Raw genomic sequence first — 20,481 nt, 5'->3', positions numbered from 1 at the left:
GGATCGTGCTGCTGCGACTGACTCATGGGCAGAGTCGCGGTGCGGGAGCCGCGGTCGGGTGCTGGACGGCCGCGCCGGGGACACTCCGGGGCGGCCGCGTGCGAGTCCGACAGCGCCGGTCAGCTGCGACGGTGCGCCGACTCCTCCAGCCGCTCGACGAGTTCGGCAGCCATGGCCTTGATGGTTTCCAGCCCCTTGCGCCCCCACGGCTGTGGGTCCTGGTCGACCACGCAGATCGTGCCGAGCACCACGCCGGTGCTGTCTATCAGCGGTGCCCCCAGGTAGGACTGGACGCCGATCGCGTCGACCACCGGGTTACCGGCGAACCGCGGGAAGTCCCGGATGTCCTCCAGCACCAGCGCCCGGCGGCGCTTGACCACGTGCGGGCAGATGCCCATGTCGATGTCGCGGGGCATGACGCGGCCGGGCACCGGATCCTCCAGCAACGGCGGTCCCGCGTGGACCGTGGTGTCCTGCGCGGCGCTGTACAAGCCTGCGAAGTACTGGCGGTCGGCGTCGAGGAAGAAGTTGACCCCGGCGTAGCAGCCGCCGGTACGGTGTGCCAGTTCCCGTGCGAAGGCGTCGAGTTCGGCATCCGGACGGGCATCGATGCCCAGCTCGCGCAGCCGCTCGGATCGGGCACGCACCTGTGGGTCCTCCGGGGGGAGGAGCAGGTGGCGCAGGGCGATCCCGGACTCAGGCCCGGAGGAGGGGTTGGTCGGTGTCGGTACCATGGGAACTCCTTGTCGTGAGCAGATGCTGAATCAGTTCGAGCAGCACGCGGATGCCCGAGCTCTGGACGCGGGCGTCGCACAGCACCACAGGCACCTCCTGACTGAGGTCGAGCGCGCTCCGCACCTCCTCCCCGCGGTAACGGTGGGCCCCGTCGAACTCGTTGACGGCAACGACGAACGGCATGCCGCGCCGCTCGAAGAAGTCCACCGCCGGGAAGGAGTGCTCCAGCCTGCGGGTGTCGGCGAGAACCACCGCCCCGAGCGCTCCCTCGGAGAGTTCGTCCCACATGAACAAGAAGCGCTCCTGTCCGGGCGTGCCGAACAAGTACAGGACATAGGACGGACTGAGCGTGATACGGCCGAAGTCCAGGGCCACCGTGGTGGTGGCCTTGTTCTCCACTCCGTCCAGCCGGTCCGTGGCCGCGCTGACGGCGGTCAGCATCTCCTCGGTGCTCAGCGGCTCGATCTCGCTGAGCGCGTTGACGAAGGTGGTCTTTCCCACGCCGAACCCGCCGGCGATCAGCACCTTGATGCCCACTGGCAGGACTTCGGCCGGCAGCGGGTCACAGTCGTTTGAGGAGGCCATCGCGTACCGCTTCCAGGAGGTCTCGATCAGGTCGTGCGTAGTGGCCCGGGGACGCCGGGTGCGCGTCGCCTGCGACCACCGCGCCTCCCTCGGCCAGATCGGAAAGCAACACCTTGACCACGGCGGCGGGCACCTGCATCCGGGCCGCGACCTCGGCGACGCTCACCGGCCGCTCGCACAGCGCCAGCACCTGCGCATGCTCCAGGCCGAAGGCGCCATGTGTCTGGGCGCCAGTGGCCCGCACCATGGTCACCAGCGTGAAGTGGGACGTGGCCCTGGTCCGGCCGTCGCTCACCGTGTAGGGACGGACCAGCCGCCCGGCCGCTTCGTCGACCAGCGGTCCGTCCGGGAGGACCGGCGTCATCGGTCACCCCACCGGGTGCCGGGGCGGAGTGGCCAGGTGAGGGCGCACGCTCTTCACCATCATCCCCATCTCGTAGCCCAGCACCGCCGCGTCGGCCTCGCGTCCAGCCAGCACTGCCAGCACCGCGCCGTGCCCGGCGGACGAGACGAACAGTAGCGAGGTGCTGAGCTCCGTCACGATCTGTCGTACGTCCCCGCCGTCGTCGAAGTGCCGGCCCGCGCTGCGCGCCAACGAGTACAGCCCACTGGCGAGGGCGGCCAACTGGTCCGCGGCGTCCTCGTCAAGCCCCTCCGCTGCCTTCACCAGCCCGTCCGAGGACAGCAACAAGGCGCTTCGGGTGTGCGGCACCCGGTTCACCAGACCCGTCAACAGCCAGGAAAGGTCTTCGCTCGCCACGATCGTGTACTCCTCTTCGACGGAAGGAAACAGCTTGCTGGACGGGGCCCCGGGCCTTCAGGTCGGCTCGGCTGTCAGGGCGTCTCCGCTTCCTCGGCCCTGCGCATTCCGGTCTGGAACGCGGCCATCAGGCCCGGGTCGTGTGCGATGTCCTCGGAGACACCGGTGCTGGGGGCCGCGTGCGGCCGTTCGGCGGCGTGGCTCTGGCGGCGGCGCTGAGGCAGCTGCGGACGGTCGTCCGCGCCGTCGGAGGGCACCGGGGCGGGCTGGGGTTCGGAATCGGACACGCGCGGATCCGCAACGACCTCCACTGTTGCCCGGAGGTCCGCCGCCTCGGGTTCCACCGGGTCGTGCGGCCCCGCGTCAGGGGGCGGGACGGTGTGGTGCGCGGGCGCGGGAACTGCCGGCTGCGAGCCGAGCAGTGCGCTGGGCAGCACCATGACGGCCTGAGTGCCCCCGTAGACGTTGCTCAGCAATTGCACGGCGATGTCGTGCCGCTGAGCCAGGACGGAGACCACGTACAGGCCGATCCGGCCGTCTTGCAGCAGCTCGCCGAGGGCGACCTTGTCGGGTGCACTCAAAACGGTGTTCATCTGATTGCGCTCGGCGGGGGACATGCCCAGACCTCGGTCCTCGACCTCGATCGCCACCCCCGCGGCGACGGGCTCCACCCGCACGTGCACAGTGGTTTGGGGCGGTGAGAAGACCGTCGCGTTCTCCAGCAGCTCGGCCAGCAGATGGACGACGTCGACCACGGCGTGGCCGCTGACGGTTCCATCGATGGGCGGGACCAGCTTGACCCGGGCGTACTGGTCGATCTCGGCGACGGCGGAACGCAGCACGTCGGTCAGGCCGACGGGGCGGGTCCACTGGCGGTGGGTGTTCGCGCCGCCGAGCACGGCCAGGTTCTCGGCGTAGCGGCGGATCCGGGTGGACAGGTGGTCCACCCTAAACAGCCCTTTGAGCAGGTCGGGGTCCTCGACCTCGTTCTCCAGGTCGTCCAGCAGGCCGATCTCTCGGTGCACCAGGGACTCCAGGCGGCGTGCCAGGTTGGCGAACACCTCGAACTGCTCCAGCCGGGAGATGTGTTCCGCACCGACCGCATCGGCGGCGGTCTCCAACAGGGCTGCCTCCGCCTCCTGCCGGGCCGCGGCGATCTCGAACCCGAGGCGGGAGAGTTCGTCCGGGCCGGTCTGCGGCGGCAGTTCTGGTCGGCGCCGCGCGGGCCGCTCCCCGTCCCGCAACCGGCGGCACAACAACTCCAGTTCGGCCCTGCCCTCGGCCGTGGTACGGGTCAGCTCGGCCAGCTCGGCACGGTTCCGGTCGGCCTCGCGGGACAGCTCCGCCCAGTGTTTGGTGACTGCTCGTGCCTCCGCCGAAGCCCGTATGCCGGCGATCCCGGCCGTCATGGTGCCGATGAGCACCACGCCGCCGAACACCACGCCCTGGTCCGCCCTGTCCAGGTGGCCATCGCGGGCCAGGGCGGTGGCCACCGCACCGGCCACGGCGACCACGCCCGGCGGCAGCACGGACGACAGCACCAGACGCCGCCTCAAGGCCCCGGCTCGCGACTCGGCCGTCACACGGGAGATCACGGGCGACGTCGGCCGGTCGTCCGGCGACATGGAAGGATCAGGCATAACAGTCCCCGGACAGTGCGATGATCGGGCCGAACGCGCACGTTATCGCGCACCAGGACCCCGGTGTCAGCCCCTGGCGCGTACAGAAATCGAACCGTTGTCCTCGAGTTCGCTTCGAAGCGCCCATCCCAGGTGTGCGAGTGTGGAAGGGGCCACCAGCACTGGGGGACAACCTTCGTGCTCGCGGCCGTCACCAGCAGGCTGGTGCGCAATCGCCACGCCTCCACGAGGAATCCGTCGAGCAGCGAGCCGAGCATCAGCGCCGCCCTGAAGGGCTGATCCGTCTGCGGGCGCTCGAAAAGGCGAGCACGGCATGCGCGTCAGCGGCGGCTCAGACACTCTGCCCATGCGACCTGAATCCCCGGCGGCGCATTGCCATTCCTGGCTATGGCCTCACCTGTCGGTGATCGCGGAGAGCCATGCCGTGTCCTCCGGGTCAGGCGCTTCGAGGCCGGGTGTGGTCAGTCGGCGGACCTCGCCCGTGCGCAGGGCGACGGTGGCCCGTGGCCGCATCGGCCCATGACCCCTTCGCGAGAGCAGGACGAGTTGGACCGCGGCGGAAATCGTCCTGCGAAAGGTCGTCGAAGGAGGAGAAGCGGCCCGTCAGGAAGCCCTTGCCGAGCGGGCGCGCAACCCCCAGAAGATCGAGCAGGGGTGGCAGGCGATGCGGGAGGACCGGGCCGCGTTCGTCCAGTTCTGCGGCGGCGACGAACTGGCGCTTCCGCCTGCCGAAGCCGAGGATCTCCTCAACGCCTACTACCGCCATCGCCAAGAGGCCGCCGTCGCCCGACAGCCTGACCGCGCCCGAGGCAGGCGCCTGCCCGGCCTGGAGCCGCCCTTCTTCGAGTTGCCGAGGGAACTGGCGGGCTCGGACACCATCGGTGTCATCTACGACCAGGTCGACGGGCTCAACTTCTATGCGGACTACGGAATGCTCCAGGACCTCTTCGGGGACCCGGCACTCGGGGGCCGCAGGCAGTACCAGGACTTGCTGCGCACATACCTGCGCGAGGAGTCGATCGGGCCGCTGCCGATCCGCCGGCTGGCTGCCGCCCACCCGGAGACCGTCGACGCGGTGTTCCGGAAGGTGCTGCGCAAGCCCGGATTCACCTGGAGCGAGCACGGCGAGGCGCTGCTGCGCCGACGCAAGCCCTGGTACTACGCGAACGAGCCCCGGCCTGCTGTCTCCGTCATCGGCGACCGCCTCAGTGCGCTGGCTGCCGGCCGTCGACAGTCACCGTTCACACGGCCGTGACTGCGGCGCAACACCGGTCGGTGCAGAGGATGAGGCAAGAGGCGCTGCCGGTCTTCCGGGGGCGGGCCGGTCCATGAGACTGCTGCCGGTGCGGGGCTCCCGAGCCGGCCCGGGATCCTGGCTGTGGTTCGCGTCACCAGATGATCGTGCGGGCGTCGCGTCGGCGATCGCCGGGCCTTGGGACGGCATGTGCACGCTGTTGACCGTGCCGAGGGCGGAGACCTTCACCTGCGTCTGCTTGTCACGCACAGGCGTATCGCCCCCTGATGGTGCGATGCGCCGGGCGGGGCCGGGGCGTGAGCATGCCGCTCTCGACGGGTGCTCCGTTCGCGGTCCACAGCACGGACTCCGGTGCGACCGTCACGGTCTCGTGGTTGCCGACGCCCTCCGCGACGAGGCGGCGGTGCAGTCGCGGGGAAGACCTTCACGCCACCGTCGGCCGACGCCGCACCCGGCGCGGGTTTGACGAGGAGCTGGTCCGGGTTGCCGTCGCCCTTCTAGACGAACACCCCGACGCCGTTGGGGTCGTTGCGCTCGTGGTCGGACGGGACGTTGCGGACGGCCGCGGCGTCCTACCCGCTCCCGCATGCCGGCCTTGCCTCCGATCCCCCGCCGGACTGGTGAAAGGCAGCCAGCCCTGCAACTTCCCCGGATGGCTTTCTCCACGAGAACGAACGGAGAGCACTTCGGCCGCTGCTCGGGAGCCACTCGCGCCCCTCAGCCGGGACGCGATGTTCTTGAGTTTCGACGGCCTCGAGCTGTCCTCATAGGCCGAAGCCGCCCAGCGCCTCGCTGATGGCCGTCTCGGTACGACCATGGAACGCAGATCGGTGGCGGTCAGCTTGACCTAGGCACGGGCCTGGTCTCGACCGGCTCGGCTCCGACTTCCTTCACTGCCTGCTTGTATGCGACTGCAGAGCCTTGACGATCGACTGCAGGTTGCCGGGCAGTGGTTTGCCGTAGCGAAGGGACTCGTACGCCGCTTTGGCGTCGCCGCAGCGCTGATGCCCGAGGACCGCGATGAGCGGAGTGCCGCTGGTCATGGGCCCGTACTCGACAGAACCAGCGACCACCGGGCCGACCGCCTCCCCACCTGGGCGCATCACGTGAAGATCCCCCAGCCCGGTGTCGATGAGGAGTTCAGGCGGCACTCGGGAGTCGATGCATGAAAGGATCGCCCCGAAAGGCTCTTGCTCCTGGGCCAGGAGCTGACGCCGGTCCGGGTCGTCCGCGTAGCGGACGATGCGCCAGTTCGGACGTCCGGCAGCTGCCTTGGTTGTGGTTGCTCGTGCTCACGCTACGGAGCCGCACATCGAGACAGCCCCGCGTCTCACCGGGGCGCGAGCTTGTAGAAACGTGTGGGTTACATCAATAACCCATGGGCCGTAACCGGTCATTGGGAGGCTTCCCCGGTCTTCATTCAAGATCGAAAGGGGAGCCCAGTCATGGCACAGCCTCAGGTCGGGCCGGGAACGAGTCGCCGAGCGTTCCTGCGCCGCGTCGGTGTCGCCGGTGGCGCCGGAGCCATGTTCGCTACCATGGGGGCCCTCGGCCTCGCGCCCACGGCCGCCTACGCGGCGGAGAAGGAGGCGCCCTTCCAGGCGCCGCGCCGCAGCGACTTCACTCTTCAGGGGCGCGGCGGCAAGCCCGCCAGAGTGGTTGTCATCGGAGGCGGCATCGCGGGTCTCACCTCCGCTTACGAGCTGGGGAAGGCCGGCTACGACTGTACGATCCTCGAGGCTCGGGACCGCGTCGGCGGCCGAAACCTCACCATCCGCGGCGGCGACAGCGTCACGGACATCAACGGCGTCAGCCAGACGGCCCGCTTCAGCAAGGGCCAGTACATGAACGCGGGGCCGGCGCGCCTCGCCCAGTGGATGGTCACCCTCGACTACTGCCGCGAACTCGGCGTACCGGTCGAGGTCTTCACCAACACCAATGCCAGCGCGTTCATCTACAACCCGGGCAAGGGCATGACGAAGCCGGTCCGGTACCGGACCGCGAAGGCCGACGTGTACGGCTATGTCTCCGAGCTGCTCTCCAAGGCGACCAACGCCGGTGCTCTCGACGGCGAGTTGACGGCCGACGACAAGGAGCGGCTGCTGACCTTCCTCAAGAGCTACGGCTCCCTCGGCGCCGACTACACGTACACCGGCACCGAACACCGCGGGTTCACCGTCGACCCCGGCGCCGCCGGCACGCCCGGCGAGGAACTCGGCGATGTTCCGTCGCTGTCGGACGTCTTCGCGTCCAACGTGGGCCGCTACTTCTCCTTCGAATTCGGTTACGACCAGGCGATGCTGATGTTCCAGCCGGTCGGCGGCATGGACCAGATACCCAAGGCCTTCGCGCGCGCCATCGGACACGAGAAGATCCGCACCGGCGCAGCCGTGACCGACATCAAGAACACCACGGACGGTGTGGTCGTCACCTACACCCAGGACGGCCGTACCCGGGTGGTCGAGGCCGACTACTGCATCGCCACCCTGGCACCGCACATCCTTGCGAAGACCCCGCACAACCTCGGCACCGAGGTGCAGACCGCGCTCCTCGCCGTGAAGCCCTCCAACGCCTCCAAGATCGGCCTCGAGTACAAGAGCCGCTGGTGGGAGAAGGACTTCAAGATCTTCGGTGGTATCACCGAGACCGACATGGACCTGGACCACATCTGGTACCCGTCCTATGGCCACCTCGGCGACCGTGGCCTGATCATCGGCTACTACAACACCGGTGCCCACTCGGACGTGTACTCGGCGCTCACCCCGGCCGAACGGCTGGAGCGTGCCGTCACGCAGGGCGTCATGATCCACGGCGACAAGTACCGTACCGAGCTGGCTGCTTCCTTCTCCCATCAGTGGAAGCTCGCCCCATACCTCGAGGGGGCCTGGCACTCGATGCCCGGAGGCCCCGACGCGCCGGCGTACGCGCCGCTCAACACGGCGCAGGGCAATGTGTACTTCGCCGGTGACTACCTGAGCTACTTGGACGCCTGGCAGCACGGGGCGATCTCCTCGGCACGCAAGATCGTGACGGAGCTCCACGCGCGCGTGCTCGCCTCCTGACACCGCGTGTGACCCCACCGGTTCAGTCCCGCCCGAGTCACACTCGGGCGGCCCCGTGGACGGCCCCCGGGGGAGTGGGAATGCCCGCTCCCCCTCCCGGGGTGTTGATCGAGGAGAACACGCGGACGAGCGGTCACAGTGTTTGATCCGCAGCGCAGATTGCGAACCGGGAGGCGCTCTACTGGCGGACCGCCGAGATCAGTCCGCCGGGCCGCTCCTCGTGCTGCGGCGGGGTGCTGATCGGGCGGGCGTAGGCGGCAGCGCGCTCGCGCAGGGTGTGGCTGTCGGTCTCCCCGCCGTGCCCGGCCAGCCAGCCCACCGGGTCGTCGGGCATCTCCGAGACCCACACGGACGCCGCCGATCCCGGCACGGCGTCCGCGCCGAAGCGCTCGATCACGCCGCGCGAGCCCAACGTCAGCCCCATCCGACCGCCTGCCGCCGGCTGATCCTGGCCAGCAGCAACTCCACCGCATCCTCGGGCAGATAGATCAGCAGTCCTTCGGCGATCCACACGGTCGGCACCGTCGGGTCGTGCCCTGCGGCGGCCAGCGCGCCTGGCGAGTCCTCACGCAGATCTACCGCAACAGTGATCCGCTCACAGCGCGCGACGGCCCGCTCCTGGCGCAGCACCGAAGCCTTGAACGCCCCGCGCGTCCTGGAACAAGGCGGCTACTCCCGCGCCTTCGAGGGCCAGCCTGAACTCATCGACCACATACTGATCAGCCACTCCCTTATGGGGAAGTTCGAGAAGACCTCCACCCGGACCAACAAGCTGCCGAGCGTGGCGGCCACGCAGCCGGCCGCACCGCACGACAAGCCTTCCGACCACTCACCCGTCGTGGGCACGTTCAATCTCTAGACAGCACGGGCAGGCAGCCCCGCCAGTGCAACGCGGTCCAGCACCCGAAGCCGGTCTGGGTGCCGGCGCCTTCGCTCCGGCTGCGGTGGCAGCAGGGGGGCTATGCGCTTCCACAGGCCATCAGGGACAAGAACATCGGACACCCCGCAGACCCTGCCGACGAAGATCATCAACCGCCAGTTGACACGCCGGTCTCATGCTGAAGTCTCAGCCACGCTGAACCACCCTGGCCGCACCTCGACCAGCAGGGGCTTCAGCGACTCCACTGCGGACCGCAAGTCCTGTTCCGTGGGGTCATGAGGCTCAGGCAAACTCTGCCCATAGCAGCGCAGCCGCCAGAAATCGAAGATCTCCCTGCCGTCGGCCGCGAAGTCCACGTCGATCTCGGTGCGGTTGTCGCTGATGAAGAGGCAGCCTGCTCCGTGGACCTGGTAGGAGTAGGTACCGATTTCGCCGCTGCGGCTGATGATCCGGTGCGAACGGACCAGGCTGAGCATGTCCCCAAGCCGTTCAAGCGGGGTGATCGCGGCTCTCATGGCCACACCAACCGCGTTGAGGGCATCGATGTAACCGATCACAAGATCACGCGCGGTCACCACGTGCGGTTCTTCCGCAGCCGAGCTCCGTTCCATGGGGCCTCCCCCGCCCCGTCCACGCTCGAAGCGATTGTCACACAGGGGCTTCCGGCATCTCCGTCGAGCGGCATTCTGAAACGATCAGTTGGTACGGGCTCAACCAGGGGGCGTGTCCATCTGACAGCCAGCTGATCTGCGGTGTCGGTGCCATGTCGGAGCACGGTGGGGTGCTGTCGGTCGGATGTCGGTGGCTCGTAGGCGGGGGCTGGCACCTTTCCAGAGAAGGCCGGCCGGAGCTCACTGGGCGGCCCGATCTCGAAGGAGCCACCATGCACACCCCAGTCACGATCATCGGCGGCGGACTCGGCGGACTCACGCTGGCCCGCGTCCTGCACGTCCACGGAATCCCGGTCACGGTCTACGAGGCGGAGTCGTCCGCCTCGGCGCGCGCAGGGCGGATTGCTCGACATCCACGACTACAACGGGCAGCTCGCACTCAAGGCGGCCGACCTGATGGACGAGTTCCACGCAATCGTCCTGAAGGGCCGCCAGGCGCTGCGGATCCTGGACCGGGACGGGACTGTGCTACTCGACCAAGCCGACGACGGTACGGGCGGACGTCCCGAGGTGCAGCGCGGCGACCTGCGGCAGATCCTGCTCGACTCACTCCCGGTGGGCACCGTGCGGTGGGGGCACAAGGTCAGCGGCACCCGTGCCCTCGGCGAGGGCCGCCACGAGGTGGCGTTCGCCGACGGCGGCACCGTCGTCACCAGCCTGCTGGTCGGCGCGGACGGCGCGTGGTCAAGGGTCCGGCCGCTGCTGTCCACCGCCACACCCGAGTACATCGGTAAATCGGTCGTCGAGACCTACCTGTTCGACGCCGACACCCGGCACCCGGCCGCCGCGAAAGCGGTCGGCGGCGGGATGCTGATCGCTCCTTCACCGGGCAGGGAGATCTTCGCTCACCGGGAAAAGGACGACACTCTGCACGCCTACGTGGGGCTGTCCGAGCCGCAGGACTGGTTCGCCGCCATCGATCTCACCGATGCCGCCACGGCCACCGCGCGGATCGCGCAGGAATTCGACGGCTGGGCACCGGAGCTCACCGCGCTGATCACCGACAACGACGTCGCGCCGGTCCTGCGCCCCCTCTACGCCCTGCCGACCGGGCACCGGTGGGACCGCGTACCGGGAGTGACCCTCCTCGGCGACGCCGCCCACCTCGCAGCTCCCAACGGCGAGGGCGCCAACCTAGCCATGCTCGACGGCGCCGAACTCGGTGAAGTCCTCGCCGCGCACCCCGACGACATCGAGACGGCGCTCACTGAGTACGAGCAGGCCATGTTCCCCCGCAGCGCCGAGGCCGTCACCGACGAGATGCCCGGCATCGACTCCCCCCACAACACGGCCCAGGGCCTGATCGACTGGTTCACCGAGAAGGGCCAATGAACCTCTCGAACCCCGAACCGATGTACTCCTTACCGTTCTCGGCCACCTGAGCGTCTGCACGATCTTCAAGAAGCCGTCGCTTTCCGAGGATTGCCCTGCGAGGCTGTCCGGGCCCCGCAGGGCAATCCTCGAACCCCTTCAAGAACATGGGCCATTCAGCAGCTCGGGGTCACCGTTTCCTGATGTGCCCCCGGGGGCATTGACCGCCTTCGAACCGGACTGCGCGGCGCCGGGCTGCCGACGGTGGTGCTCCTGCGCCCTCGAAGACCGGGCGGATCCCGCCTCACCGACATCAGCCACGTCCCTGGGCGGGGAACAGGGTCTGTCAAACGAGCGGTGTAACCAGGGTGGTTTGGTTACTGGCGGGCTGTTGAGAGTCGGCCGTCGAAGGTGATGTCGAAGGCGTTCAGCGCGGTCTTCCAGCGCATGGTCCAGCGGGCTTGGCCCTTGCCGGTGGGGTCGAGGGACATGATGGCCATGTAGACGCATTTCAGGGCGGCCTGCTCGTTCGGGAAGTGTCCGCGGGCCTTGACCGCTCGCCGGATCCGCGCGTTGACCGACTCGATCGCGTTGGTGGTGCAGATGATCCGGCGGACCTCGGTGTCGAACCGCAGGAACGGGGTGAACTCCTCCCATGCGTTCTCCCACAGTTTCACGATCGCCGGATACTTCCTGCCCCAGGCGTCGGCGAACTCGGCGAACCGGTCCAGGGCGGCCTCTTCGGTGGGAGCGGTGTAGACGGGCTTGAGGAGCTTGGCGATCTTGTCCCAGTCCTGGCGGGCGGCATAGCGGAAGGAGTTCCGCAACAGGTGGACCACGCAGGTCTGCACGATGGTGCGAGGCCAGACCGTCTCCACTGCCTCGGGCAGGCCTTTGAGGCCGTCGCAGACCAGCATCAGCACGTCGCTCACGCCGCGGTTCTTGATCTCGGTGAGGATGTGTAGCCAGTGCTTGGCGCCTTCACCACCGTCGCCGGCCCACAGGCCCAGAATCTCCCGCCGGCCCTCGACGGTGACGGCCAGGGCCACATAGACGGGCCGGTTGGCGACCGCGCCGTCGCGGATCTTGGTTCTGTCGACGATCTTGTGATCCGGACGGTCTGGCTCATCGTGCGAGCAGGACGCGTTTGCGAAGGAGATCGAGGCCGGCCCGGCCGAACATCTGTCGTTTCAGCATCTTCAGCCGGTTGATGTTGCCCTCCACGGCGCCGGAACTGTAGGGCAGGGACAGGCCGTTGCGGACGGCATCGAGATCACGGCGGAGGTTGCGGGCGAAGGAAGCCAGCGGGGCCAGGGTGTCCTTTTCGGCTTCGGTGATCCACTCCTCGAGTCGGTCGCCGTGGCGTGTAGTCATCAGGGCGGCGAACTTCCTGACGTGGCCGGTGAGCCGGTCCAGCTCGGGGTCGCGCTCACGCAGGCGACGCAGCTTGTCGGCATCGCCGTCGCGGAGGTGTTCGGGATGAGTCATGATCCATGAGGTGACCTCGCGGACCGAGGGAGGCTTGGGACCGACGGCGGGCGTGTGTCCACGCCCGGTGCGATAGCGCCGCAGATGACGCTGGACGGCCAACTCGCCTGCAGGCGCCGGCGATCTTCCCCTCGCACGTCGGCGGGGTCGCGCGGTGGCCGTTGGAGCGTCCGAGTGGAGGTGAACAGGTCGTGCGGGGCGGCGTGCTGGCCTTGTTCACGAGAATGGCTTCTGGCTCAACTTCTGTGACCCGGCAACTCTGAGTGACGACACGGCGTCCCTGGGAGGCACCCGAAGTCGTCCGAAAATGAGCCGTGGTGAAGGCGGCTGGGCCGACAGTTCGGGGGGGGGGGAAAAGGAGGTCGTGCTCCGGCTGAAGGAGCTGTTGTTTCCGTCGATCGCGGACGTCGCGGTGCTGTCGGTGGACGTGAACACCGAGACAGTACGTGTCGAGCGCAGTGCACTTCGGTGGGCGCCGTTTGCCCGGAGTGCGGGACATGCTCCAGCCGTGTTCACGGGTCCTACCTGCGGTTTCCCGCTGATGTCCCGAGCGCCGGACGAAGCGTCGTACTGCAGCTACGGGTCCGTCGGTTCGCCAGCAGGAACACGGCGTGCGCGCGACGCACCTTTGTCGAGCAGATACCCGGCCTGACTTGCAGGCACGGCCAGCGGACCGAGCGGCTCCGTGCCGCCCTGGCAGCGGTCGGGCTCGCCCTGGCCGGCCGGGCCGGCGCCCGGCTGGCCCGCGTCTTCGGAGTGACCGTCAGCCGCAGCACGTTTTTGCGCCTGGTCGACGCCCTTCCTGAGCCGGTGGTGCCCGCGCCGCGGGTGGTCGGGGTCGATGAATACGCCACTCGCAAGGGCCGCCACTACGGCACCGTCCTCGTCGACATCGAAACCCGGCGGCCCGTCGACCTGCTGCCCGATCGGGAGGCATCAACGCTGGCCGCGTGGCTGGCCCAGCGGCCCGGTGTCGAAGTCATCTGCCGCGACCGCGCCCCGTTCTACGCAGAAGGCGCCGCCGGGGCGCCGCAGGCCGTTCAGGTCGCGGACCGGTGGCACTTGTGGCACAACCTGAGCGAGGCCGCCGAGCGAACCGTCGCACAACACCGCCGCTGCCTGCACGTCCTAATGCCCAAGGCGCCAGAGCCCGAGCCACAACGAGCCCCCGAGGAAGAGGAGTCCGGCTCGCCATGGCCGGCCGGCCACCGGTTGGGCCTTGACCCCTGATCTTGGACACACGAGACACTGGATCCTGAGGATCTGAGAACGGACATCTCGTGGTCATGAAGAACTATCCGCCGCAGTTCAAGGCGGACGCGGTCGCGCTGTACCAGTCGCGGCCCGAGGCGACGATCCGGCAGGTTGCCGCCGATCTGGGGATCAATCCCGAGACCCTGCGTAACTGGGTCCGGGCGGCTGGCGCGAGCCGGCCGCGGGGACGCCGGGCGGAGGTATCCACCGAGCCGCCCACGCCGTTGGAGGCGGAGAACGCCGCTCTGCGCAAGAAGGTCCGTGAGCTGGAGGAGGAACGCGAGATCCTGCGCAAGGCGGCCAAGTATTTCGCCGGGGAGACACGCTGGTGAACCGCTTCCAGTTCGTCGCCGACCACCAGCGCCGGTACGGCGTGAAGCGGCTGTGCACCATCCTGGGCACCGCCCGTTCCAGCTTCTACTACTGGCGCCGCACCGCTGAGGCTCGGGCCGCCCGCCAGGCCGCCGACGTCCGCCTTGCCACCCGGATACGGGCCGTGCACCACGAATCGGGCGGCACCTACGGCGTCCCCAGGATCACCGCCGAACTCCGCGAGACGGGCGCATCAACCACAAGCGGATCGCCCGGGTGATGCGGAGCATCGGCCTGGCGGGAGTGCGGCTGCGGCGCAGGCACCGCACCACGACCGCGGACCCGGCCGCGGCGAAGGCCCCGGACCTGATCGGCCGCGACTTCACCGCAAGTGAGCCGAACACGAAGTACGTCGGCGACATCACCTATCTCCCGCTGGAGGGCGGGAAGTTCCTCTACCTGGCCACCGTGATCGACCTCGCCTCACGCCGTCTGGTTGGCTGGGCGATCGCGGATCACATGCGCACCGATCTCGTCACCGACGCCCTGGCCGCCGCCGAACGCACCCGCGGCAGTCTCGCCGGGGCGGTCATGCACACCGACCACGGGGCCCAGGGTGGATTCAACTGGTCGTCGCAACACCCTGATCTCGGAGGTGTGCGACGTGGCCACGGCGGACTGGAGTTTGAAGACCAGCGATGTTCCGGAGGGGCGGCGTCGGCAGTGGCGCGCTGACCGTGCGTTGCGGCCGGCGATGCGCTCGCCGGGGCGGCCTGATCCGTCTCGGGTCGTGCAGCGCCAGTTCTGGCGACTGATCGCCACGGGCGTCACGACGGCCGAGGCGTCGCTGGCGGTCGGCGTGTCGTGGCCGGTGGGTGCGAGGTGGTTTCGTCACGCTGGCGGCATGCCTCCGATCTCGTTGGCCGAGCCCTCGGGCCGGTACCTCACGTTCGAGGAACGCGAGGAGATCGCGATCCTCAGAGCGATGAGCAAGGGTGTGCGCGAGATCGCCCGCGCCCTGGGGCGTGACCCCGGGACAATCTCTCGAGAACTGCGCCGCAACGCCGCCACGCGCAGCGGCAAGCAGGAGTACCGCGCGACGGTCGCCCAGTGGAAGGCTCAGCAGGCGGCCAAACGCCCGAAGAGCGCGAAGCTCCTGGGCAACGACCGGTTGCGTGAGTACGTTCAGAAGAGGTTGTCGGGGAACGTTCACCGGCCTGACGGGACCGTCGCCGCAGGACCGCAGACGCCTCCGTGGAAAGGGCTGAACAAGCCGCACCGGCAAGACAGGCGGTGGGCGACAGCATGGAGCCCGGAACAGATCTCGCACCGGTTGAAGGCCGACTTCCCCGAGGATGAGTCCATGCGCATCAGCCACGAGGCGATCTACCAGTCGCTGTTCATCGAGGGCCGTGGTGCGCTCAAGCGTGAGCTGGTCGCCTGCCTGCGCACCGGGCGGGCGCTTCGAGAGCCCCGGTCAAGGTCACGGAACAAGCCGCAAGGGCATGTCACCGCGGATGTCGTCCTCAGTGAACGTCCTGCAGAGGCCGCAGACCGCGCGGTCCCGGGGCATTGGGAAGGCGATCTGATCATCGGGACGGGCCGGTCCGCGATCGGCACGCTCGTCGAGCGTAGCAGCCGATCCACCCTCCTGGTGCATCTGCCGAGGATGGAGGGCTGGGGCGAGGTGCCGCCCGTGAAGAACGGCCCGGCGTTGGGCGGTTACGGCGCCGTCACGATGAACATTGCCCTCGCTGTGTCGATGACGAAGCTCCCCGAGCAGCTCCGCAAGACACTGACCTGGGACCGCGGGAAGGAACTCTCCGGGCATGCCCAGTTCGCGCTCGAGACCGGGACGAAGGTGTTCTTCGCCGATCCGCACTCGCCCTGGCAGCGACCCACGAACGAGAACACGAACGGGCTGCTGCGGCAGTACTTCCCGAAGGGCACCGACCTGTCCCGGTGGTCCGCCGAGGACCTCGAAGCCGTCGCCCTGGCGATCAATAACCGACCCCGCAAGATCCTCGGCTGGAAGACCCCGGCCGAGGTCTTCGAGGAGCAGCTACGCTCACTACTGCAGCCTGGTGTTGCAACGACCGGTTGAACTCGCCCAGTACACCAGCCGGGCCTTCTCCGACGCCTGCCGGCAGGCCGTATCCGCCAGTCGATGAGCGCGATCGGCTCCAGCGCGGACAACGCACTTGCCGAGTCCTTCAACGCGACCTGCAAACGCGAGACGCTCCAGGGCCGCAAGCACTGGTCGAGCGAGCGCGAGGCCCGCCTCGACGCGTTCGGCTGGCTGCACCGCTACAACACCCGACGCCGTCACTCCCGCCTCGGACAACGCAGTCCCATCGCCTACGAAACAGCGTCCCGGACAACACCAACTACGCTGACCCCAGCCGCATAACCCGTGTCCAAGACTCGGGGGCAAGGCCCATCGTTCTGGTTGATGCGGCGAATGCCTTGTTCGGTGGCGTCGGCGACGTCTGCGAGGTGGTCGCCGGCGAGGTTGGCGAGTTCGCGTTTCTTGAGCGACGACCACAGCAGTTCTACCGGGTTGAGCTCAGGCGCGTAAGCCGGTAATCGTTCAGGGGTCAGCCAGTCTTGTTCGGCGGCCCAAGCCCGCATGGTCCGGCTCCAGTGGGCGGACAGTCCGTCCCAGACCAGCACCACCCGCTCTCCGCGGTAGAACGCCTTGAGCTGTTGAAGGACCTCGATCAGAGCGGCGGTGTCATAACTGCCGGGCTTGAGGTGGAAGCACAGGCGAGGCCCGCGGTCGGGGTCTGAGGCGTGGTAGCCGAGAGCCGCGGCCATTGAGGCGCGCTTCCAGTTCAGTCGATGCCGCAAGAGCGAAGTGCGGCCGCGGGGTGCATAGGTGCGTCGGACCTGGGGTAGCAGCGAGACGCCCGATTCGTCGAGGAAGACGATCCAGGCACGTTTGTTCATCGCCCCTTTTTGATGCGTGGCCACTCATGAGCGATCCAGCGGGCGATCTCGGACTCGTCCCGCTCCACCGCCCGACGCTCCGGCCGCTGCAGGCTCCAGCCCAACCGACTGGTCAGCAGACGCCAGACCGACGCCCGCGACAATGACACCCCTGCCACCCGCTCGACCACCAGACCAACCCGCTCCAGCGTCCACAGATCAGCCTCGAAGCCATGCGCCTGGGCGCCCTGTTCCAGCGCGGTCCGCACCTGTTCGACCTGGGCATCGTCCAGTTTCGGCGGACGACCGGTGGCCGGGCGTCGCCGCAAGGCATCAGCGCCGCCTTCCTCCCACACCCGTTTCCACCGCCGTACGCTTTCGTCGCTGACCCCCAGCATCCGTGCGATCTCAGCACTCGAGCGTCCTTGCTCGAACAACTCAGCCGCCCGCACACGCCGAGCCTCGGCCAACTGCGGCCGCGTCAAAGGAGGAACGACAGGCTCGGAGGCAACAGGCGAAGGCTTAAAAGACACGACACCAGGATCCCGCCAACAAGCCCATCACGCCCACAGAACTAACGAAAAGATCAGATAAGGATGTCCTCGTCACGCACGGCACGCCGGTCGACGGTCTGAACGGTGCGCTGGGTGGCGAGGTTCATCGGGGCGGGTGCGGATGAGGCTGCTCAGCATCGGCACTGATGGCCTACGGTTCCTCGTTCGTGTCAGCCGGTCTTGCCAGCAGCGGCCACCGCAACAGCGGCCAACAACACGAACGCCCCGAACGCCACGCCGCTCCAGCCCACGACAAGATAGGCAGTGCGGGCTGCCGCGAGGCGCGGTCCGGCGAACAGGCGGCCGATGCGAGGCTCGTCCTCCATCTTCTTCCACCGCCGGGCCATGACGAGGAAGCAGCAGCCCGCGAGAACGATGAACGCACCCAATGCGGCGAGACCACCCGCAGGTGGAGAGTCCTGTGCTTGGGCCGCGAGGTCGGCCGCCAGAGAGCCGTGCATGGATTTTCACTCCTGGTTCGATGTGATGAGCTGAGGACCGCGCCGCTGTCGATGCGGCAATCAAACATGAAGGCCCGGCCGCCTGCAGGCGGATGGTGCGGGCCACGTCCTCGGGCGGACGGCTACGTGTGGCAGTACCCGCCCGCCTGCCGGTGGTGGGTGGCAGGGTCGTCGAATAACGCCTGGGGTGATGATCAGCGAGGCGGCCGGGAGTCGAACGTAGCCGATCGCGGTTGTTCCGCCCGCCGTGCGGTTGGTGGTTGGCCGCGTCCCCGCCTCGGCCTGTGCGCCAGGGCAAGGCGGGGACGCGGAGCGGGACTAGGAGAGGGAGTTGTATTCGTTCCAGCCGGAGCCGGTGCGGGTGCGCGGCTCGAAGAGGGGGTTGGATCCTCCGGTTCCGGTGTAGAGCCAGAGCACGCCGTTGTGGTCGCGGGCGAGGAGGTCGGGGTGGCCGTCGTCGGTGACGTCGCGGACCCCGACGAGCGCGCTGTAGGTGTTCCAGCCGGAGCCGAGCCGGATACGGGGGTTGTACAGCGGGCTGGTGTTCCCGGTGCCGGTGTAGAGCCACAGGACGCCGGAGGTGTCGCGCGCCAGCAGGTCGGGGTGGCCGTCTCCGGTGAGGTCGCCGGCGCCGACGAGCATGGTGTAGGTGTTCCAGCCGGAGCCGATGCGGACGCGCGGCTTGAACGCGGGAGCGGCCTGGCCGGTCCCCTGGTAGAGCCACAGGACGCCGGAGGAGTCGCGGGCGAGCAGGTCGGGGTGACCGTCTCCGGTGACGTCGTCGGCGCCGACGAGCATGGTGTACACGTTCCAGCCGGAGCCGAGCCGCACGCGCGTCTTCAACGGGGCAGCCTCGTTGCCCGAGCCCGGGTAGAGCCAGAGCACCCCAGAGGTGTCGCGGGCCACGAGGTCGCCGGTGCCGTCGCCGCGTTGCCCGGCGAGGCTGGTGATGGCGTTGTACTGGCCCCAGCCCGTGCCGATCTTGTCCCGTCCGCCGAAGAGCGAGGAGGGCTGGCCGGTGCCGTGGTAGCGCCACAGGGTGCCGCTGCTGTCCCGGCCGAGCAGGTCCCACACCAGGCTGTCCGGCGGCCAGCCGCCGCTGATCTGGAAGGACTGGGGTGCGGTGGCGAGCACGGCTCCCCCCGCGTTGCGCATCGTCAGTGTTCCGGCGAGGGTGCCGGCGTGCAGCCAGTAGTACGGGTTGAGGGTGAGGTCGAGCGGGACGTGGGCGGTGCCGCTGGTGGGGAAGAGGGTGGCTGCCTCGGGGTAGGACAGTGTCAGCGAGCCGTCGGCGTTCTGCGTCCACGTGCACGCGGTGGCGGGGTTGCCGTCGGCGGAGCAGGTGGCGTGGAGGTTGGCGGCGACCTGGGCGGCGGTGTAACCGCCGGAGGCGAGTTGGGCGGCTGAGAAGGTCAGCGTGGTGCGGGTCTCGGCGGGCGGCGCGAGCATGGGGAGCTTGACGTCGAGTGGGTAGTCGGCCGGTGCGCCTTGCATGAGCGGGTAGGGGTTGGAGTCCAGTTCGGTGGCGTGGCGAAGTCCGGGTTCATTGACCGTGATCGTCGGGACGGGACGTGTCGCCACGTAGAGGGTGTGGCCGGTTGCCCCGTCGATGAGCTCGGCTTGTATCTCAGCGCCGTTGGCGGGATAGGCGGCGGAGATGTGCAGGGTGATGTCGCCGGCTTGAAGTGGGGCGCCGGGGACACCGTTGTTGTTGCTGTCGGCCCGGTCCACGTCCACGTAGGTGGCGGTGGTGTCCCCGGTCACCGGGGTGGCAGGCAGCACGGTGCCGTTCGAGTCGGTGATAGTCAGGCCGGTGGTGCCGCCGGGGAAGTAGAGCCGGATGAAGGCGTCGGTGGCGGGCGGATTGGTGACCGTCACGGTCATGTCGCCTGGAGCGTCGGCGATGTCGATGCTCTGCGGGAGGCTGGCGGTCACTGAGGGGCTGGTATCGGCGACAGCGGGTCCGGTGGTGAGACCGGCGGCGATCGCTATGGCACTGACGAGGGCGGCGCGCATGCGTCGCTGGCTGGACACGAAGCTTCTCCTGAATCCTCTGGGAACAGCGGGTGATGCTGGCGTAGCGAAGGTGCCCAGTGTGGGGCGGGGGCGGTGACATGCCGGGCCGGGCCCACACCGGGCGCGGCCGTTACAGGCCTGTGGAGCGGAGTACGGGGGAGGCGACGCCGCCGTCGCCGCTGGCGTCGGCCGTCAGCGTGAACAGAGCCGGGGCTTGAGCGACGTAATCGTAGTAGAAGCCCAGGTCTGCTTTGCCGTCTCCGTTGAAGTCGCCCGCGACCAGGTACTGGCTGTTGGGTCCCCAGTCGGTGTTGGACCAGACGTGGGACTGTCCTGGATCGACGATCTGCCGCCCAGGCGGCTACACGAAGGGGATCCGGCCACCCGTCTCGCTCACCAGCAAGGAGAAGAAGCTGAACGCGGCCTCCTACGGCTACACAGGCCGACTCGGGGACGCCGAATATGACCATCTCTTATCCGGCGTCGTTGCGGTGCAGTGACAAGAAGCAGGTGTTCTGAACGTCAGCGGTATGCCGCTGACGTTCACGAGTGGCACTAGCCAGTAGCAG

Annotated in this window: 18 protein-coding genes and 5 pseudogenes; 9 read left to right on the top strand and 14 right to left on the bottom strand. The window is 68.5% G+C overall.

The window, feature by feature from the left end:
- Positions 1 to 119: 119 nt before the first annotated feature.
- The 5 genes from N8I84_RS00295 to N8I84_RS00275 all read right to left on the bottom strand — a co-directional run bounded on the left by N8I84_RS00295 (position 120) and on the right by N8I84_RS00275 (position 3,705).
- Complete coding sequence (locus N8I84_RS00295) at positions 120 to 734, bottom strand: GAF domain-containing protein (RefSeq protein ID WP_263227259.1); 615 nt, start codon at positions 732 to 734, stop codon at positions 120 to 122.
- Entirely contained in the window at positions 697 to 1,320 is a 624-nt protein-coding gene (locus N8I84_RS00290) for a GTP-binding protein (protein WP_263227258.1), read from the bottom strand. Before N8I84_RS00290 ends, N8I84_RS00295 begins: the two co-directional genes overlap by 38 nt.
- Complete coding sequence (locus N8I84_RS00285; protein WP_263227257.1) at positions 1,298 to 1,684, bottom strand: DUF742 domain-containing protein; 387 nt, start codon at positions 1,682 to 1,684, stop codon at positions 1,298 to 1,300. Before N8I84_RS00285 ends, N8I84_RS00290 begins: the two co-directional genes overlap by 23 nt.
- A gap of 3 nt (positions 1,685 to 1,687) precedes the next feature.
- Positions 1,688 to 2,080 (bottom strand): roadblock/LC7 domain-containing protein, encoded by a 393-nt coding sequence (locus N8I84_RS00280; RefSeq protein WP_263227256.1) that lies wholly within the window; start codon positions 2,078 to 2,080, stop codon positions 1,688 to 1,690.
- A gap of 74 nt (positions 2,081 to 2,154) precedes the next feature.
- Entirely contained in the window at positions 2,155 to 3,705 is a 1,551-nt protein-coding gene (locus N8I84_RS00275) for a sensor histidine kinase (RefSeq protein WP_263227255.1), read from the bottom strand.
- 679 nt (positions 3,706 to 4,384) lie between these two features.
- Here N8I84_RS00275 and N8I84_RS00270 point away from each other — a divergent pair.
- A complete protein-coding gene (locus tag N8I84_RS00270) occupies positions 4,385 to 4,975 on the top strand; it encodes a hypothetical protein (RefSeq protein ID WP_263227253.1) in 591 nt (196 codons plus the stop codon).
- An 890-nt stretch (positions 4,976 to 5,865) separates the two neighbouring features.
- On the opposite strand, the gene N8I84_RS00265 is transcribed toward N8I84_RS00270, so the two are convergent.
- The gene (locus N8I84_RS00265; RefSeq protein ID WP_263227251.1) at positions 5,866 to 6,126 is read right to left on the bottom strand and encodes a carbonic anhydrase; all 261 of its coding nucleotides are present in this window, start codon (positions 6,124 to 6,126) and stop codon (positions 5,866 to 5,868) included.
- Positions 6,127 to 6,420: 294 nt separating this feature from the next.
- Here N8I84_RS00265 and N8I84_RS00260 point away from each other — a divergent pair, with 294 nt between their 5' ends.
- Positions 6,421 to 8,037, top strand: a complete 1,617-nt coding sequence (locus N8I84_RS00260; protein ID WP_263227249.1) for a flavin monoamine oxidase family protein — start codon at positions 6,421 to 6,423, stop codon at positions 8,035 to 8,037.
- A 178-nt stretch (positions 8,038 to 8,215) separates the two neighbouring features.
- Here N8I84_RS00260 and N8I84_RS00255 read toward each other — a convergent pair.
- Positions 8,216 to 8,679: pseudogene (locus N8I84_RS00255) on the bottom strand (class I SAM-dependent methyltransferase); the annotation flags it as partial.
- Between N8I84_RS00255 and N8I84_RS00250 the strand changes: the two are divergent.
- Positions 8,675 to 8,896 carry a hypothetical protein gene (locus N8I84_RS00250; protein WP_263227246.1) on the top strand — a complete coding sequence of 74 codons (222 nt, stop codon included), beginning with the start codon at positions 8,675 to 8,677 and terminating at the stop codon, positions 8,894 to 8,896. The pseudogene N8I84_RS00255 and the gene N8I84_RS00250 overlap by 5 nt on opposite strands.
- Positions 8,897 to 9,090: 194 nt before the next feature.
- On the opposite strand, the gene N8I84_RS00240 is transcribed toward N8I84_RS00250, so the two are convergent.
- On the bottom strand, positions 9,091 to 9,528 hold the full coding sequence (locus tag N8I84_RS00240) for a DUF6896 domain-containing protein (protein ID WP_263227244.1): 438 nt from the start codon (positions 9,526 to 9,528) through the stop codon (positions 9,091 to 9,093).
- Positions 9,529 to 9,800: 272 nt separating this feature from the next.
- On the opposite strand from N8I84_RS00240, the pseudogene N8I84_RS00235 reads away from it, so the two are divergent.
- A pseudogene (locus N8I84_RS00235) lies at positions 9,801 to 10,920 on the top strand (FAD-dependent oxidoreductase).
- 356 nt (positions 10,921 to 11,276) lie between these two features.
- Here the strand turns inward: N8I84_RS00235 and N8I84_RS00230 are convergent.
- A pseudogene (locus tag N8I84_RS00230) lies at positions 11,277 to 11,987 on the bottom strand (IS256 family transposase); the annotation flags it as partial.
- Positions 11,988 to 12,024: 37 nt separating this feature from the next.
- Entirely contained in the window at positions 12,025 to 12,387 is a 363-nt protein-coding gene (locus N8I84_RS00225; protein WP_390898812.1) for a transposase, read from the bottom strand.
- Positions 12,388 to 12,694: 307 nt separating this feature from the next.
- Between N8I84_RS00225 and N8I84_RS00220 the strand changes: the two are divergent.
- The 4 genes and pseudogenes from N8I84_RS00220 to N8I84_RS00205 form a co-directional block, all read left to right on the top strand.
- Positions 12,695 to 13,599 (top strand): annotated as a pseudogene (locus tag N8I84_RS00220) (ISL3 family transposase); the annotation flags it as partial.
- A 68-nt stretch (positions 13,600 to 13,667) separates the two neighbouring features.
- Positions 13,668 to 14,634, top strand: a pseudogene (locus N8I84_RS00215) (IS3 family transposase); the annotation flags it as partial.
- A gap of 4 nt (positions 14,635 to 14,638) precedes the next feature.
- The gene (locus N8I84_RS00210) at positions 14,639 to 16,057 is read left to right on the top strand and encodes an IS30 family transposase (RefSeq protein ID WP_449334051.1); all 1,419 of its coding nucleotides are present in this window, start codon (positions 14,639 to 14,641) and stop codon (positions 16,055 to 16,057) included.
- A 63-nt stretch (positions 16,058 to 16,120) separates the two neighbouring features.
- Complete coding sequence (locus N8I84_RS00205) at positions 16,121 to 16,363, top strand: integrase core domain-containing protein (protein WP_390898811.1); 243 nt, start codon at positions 16,121 to 16,123, stop codon at positions 16,361 to 16,363.
- On the opposite strand, the gene N8I84_RS00200 is transcribed toward N8I84_RS00205, so the two are convergent.
- From N8I84_RS00200 to N8I84_RS00185, 4 genes are all read right to left on the bottom strand, one after another.
- On the bottom strand, positions 16,312 to 16,902 hold the full coding sequence (locus N8I84_RS00200) for a transposase (protein WP_263227239.1): 591 nt from the start codon (positions 16,900 to 16,902) through the stop codon (positions 16,312 to 16,314). The genes N8I84_RS00205 and N8I84_RS00200 overlap by 52 nt on opposite strands.
- Complete coding sequence (locus tag N8I84_RS00195) at positions 16,899 to 17,333, bottom strand: IS630 family transposase (RefSeq protein ID WP_263227237.1); 435 nt, start codon at positions 17,331 to 17,333, stop codon at positions 16,899 to 16,901. Before N8I84_RS00195 ends, N8I84_RS00200 begins: the two co-directional genes overlap by 4 nt.
- Positions 17,334 to 17,605: 272 nt before the next feature.
- Entirely contained in the window at positions 17,606 to 17,896 is a 291-nt protein-coding gene (locus N8I84_RS00190) for a hypothetical protein (RefSeq protein WP_263227236.1), read from the bottom strand.
- Between the two features lie 318 nt (positions 17,897 to 18,214).
- On the bottom strand, positions 18,215 to 19,930 hold the full coding sequence (locus N8I84_RS00185) for an FG-GAP repeat domain-containing protein (protein WP_263227234.1): 1,716 nt from the start codon (positions 19,928 to 19,930) through the stop codon (positions 18,215 to 18,217).
- A gap of 290 nt (positions 19,931 to 20,220) precedes the next feature.
- Here N8I84_RS00185 and N8I84_RS00180 point away from each other — a divergent pair, with 290 nt between their 5' ends.
- Positions 20,221 to 20,412 (top strand): hypothetical protein, encoded by a 192-nt coding sequence (locus N8I84_RS00180; RefSeq protein WP_263235048.1) that lies wholly within the window; start codon positions 20,221 to 20,223, stop codon positions 20,410 to 20,412.
- Positions 20,413 to 20,481 lie beyond the last annotated feature (69 nt).

The sequence above is a fragment of the Streptomyces cynarae genome (genome assembly GCF_025642135.1).
In the GTDB taxonomy this organism is placed as follows: domain Bacteria; phylum Actinomycetota; class Actinomycetes; order Streptomycetales; family Streptomycetaceae; genus Streptomyces; species Streptomyces cynarae.
The sequence above is the reverse complement of the archived record's forward strand: the minus strand, read 5'-3'. Positions and strand labels throughout refer to the sequence as shown.